This is a genomic window from Pseudomonas sp. YuFO20 (assembly GCF_035064975.1).
GTDB classification, from domain to species: Bacteria; Pseudomonadota; Gammaproteobacteria; order Pseudomonadales; family Pseudomonadaceae; genus Aquipseudomonas; species Aquipseudomonas putida_AE.
The window spans coordinates 1-1192 of record NZ_JAXDEO010000144.1 but is presented as its reverse complement, the minus strand read 5'-3'; the positions used below and the strand labels follow the sequence as shown (position 1 = coordinate 1192).

Sequence of the window (1192 nt, the reverse complement as noted above, 5' to 3'; positions counted from 1 at the left end):
AGGAGCACGTCAAGCTCAGTACCGAGCACAGTGGCAAGAGCCAGCTGAACCTGGGGCATCTGGTGGATGCCAAGAAACAGAAACGTGGCGAAGGATTTGAGTTGCGCACGGATGGGCACGGCGCCATCCGGGCAGGCAAAGGCTTGTTCATCAGTGCCGATGAGCAGGCCAAGGCCCAAGGTCAGGTGCTGGAGATGAGCCCCGCCCTCGAGCGTCTGCAGCAGGCTGGCGAACAACTGCGAAAACTCTCGGTTGACGCCCAGGCTGCCAAGGCCGACCCGGCGGATGTCACCGCGCAACTGAACCTGCTGCGCCAGGACCTGGAGCAGCTCAAGGCCTCGGTTCTGCTGCTCAGCGCGCCCCAGGGCATCGCCCTCACCAGTGGCAAACACCTGCAACTGGCGGCGCAGGACAACCTGATGTTCAACGCCGGTGGCGAAGCCGATATCGGCGTGGTCAAGCGCTTGTTCATGGGTGTGGGCCAGGGATTTAGCCTGTTTGTGCGCAAGCTAGGGCTGAAGCTGATTGCCAATCAGGGCCCGGTGAGTGTCCAGGCGCAAAACAATGCGCTGGAGCTAATCGCCCGTCTTGGCCTGGACATCACCAGCACCGAAGACGAAATCCGCATCACCGCCAAGAAGAAAATCAATCTGAATGGCGGTGGCAGCTATCTCACCCTGGATGCGGGCGGCATCGAATCGGGGACGGCAGGCAATCACCTGGTCAAGGCGGCGCATCACGAGTTCAAGGGACCTGGCGAGCAAGCCCTGCAAATGCCGCCGCTACCGCAACTGTCTGAACACCTTCTCCAGTCCCAGGGACGTACGGATTTCTCTGGCTGACTCTTTCGCAAACCTGGAGGTACACACCATGGCAAAGCTGCTCGACTGGATTTTTGGACGCCACTACGACTCAAGCACCCCCAGGTCCATGCCCCCGGTCTGGCCAACGCACGACACCCAGCCCATCCCCCCAACAACGGGCTCGAAAACCGACGGCTTGCCGCCACTGAAAAACTGGTGCCACCCGTTCAAGGACAGGCGGGACCAGTTGCAGCAACTGACCCACTTGGCCAACGCCACCGCCGGTTATTACCCTCTGGGCCGCAATGGCCTGTGGCACGGCGGCGTGCATTTCGACAGCGGTACCGCCGTGGGCCTGGAGCAATCCAGCGTGCACTGCCTGGCCGACG

1 protein-coding gene and 1 pseudogene are annotated in these 1192 nt (G+C 61.7%); both read left to right on the top strand.

Going from position 1 to position 1192, the window contains the following annotated elements:
• A partial coding sequence (locus SOP85_RS30980) for a DUF2345 domain-containing protein (protein WP_323629402.1) occupies positions 1-842 on the top strand: 842 nt, incomplete at its 5' end.
• Between the two features lie 28 nt (positions 843-870).
• Positions 871-1192: pseudogene (locus SOP85_RS30975) on the top strand (hypothetical protein); the annotation flags it as partial.